Origin of the sequence: Pseudomonas sp. HMSC067G02, from assembly GCF_001813485.1 — a bacterium.
Classification (GTDB): domain Bacteria; phylum Pseudomonadota; class Gammaproteobacteria; order Pseudomonadales; family Pseudomonadaceae; genus Pseudomonas; species Pseudomonas aeruginosa.
The window spans coordinates 1-417 of sequence record NZ_KV812684.1; the positions used below are offsets into that span (position 1 = coordinate 1).

1 protein-coding gene is annotated in these 417 nt (G+C 67.4%); it reads left to right on the forward strand.

Features of this window, described 5'->3' with window-relative positions; all coding sequences use genetic code 11:
• The coding region (locus tag HMPREF2914_RS16295) for a condensation domain-containing protein (protein ID WP_139148215.1) at nucleotides 1-417 on the forward strand (417 nt) is incomplete at both ends.

The window sequence follows — 417 nt, forward strand, 5'->3', positions numbered from 1 at the left end:
CTGGACCGGCCTGCTGGGCGGCGAGCAGCCGGTGCTGGAGTTGCCGTTCGATCGGCCGCGGCCGGCCCGGCAGAGCCATCGTGGCGCGCAGTTGGGTTTCGAGCTATCGCGGGAACTGGTCGAGGCCGTGAGAGCCTTGGCCCAGCGTGAAGGCGCCAGTAGTTTCATGCTGTTGCTGGCCTCGTTCCAGGCGCTGTTGTATCGCTACAGCGGGCAGGCGGATATCCGTGTCGGCGTGCCGATCGCCAATCGCAACCGCGTGGAGATCGAGCGGCTGATCGGCTTCTTCGTCAACACCCAGGTGCTCAAGGCCGACCTGGACGGTCGGATGGGCTTCGACGAGCTGCTGGCCCAGGCCCGCCAACGCGCGCTGGAGGCTCAGGCGCACCAGGACCTGCCGTTCGAGCAACTGGTGGA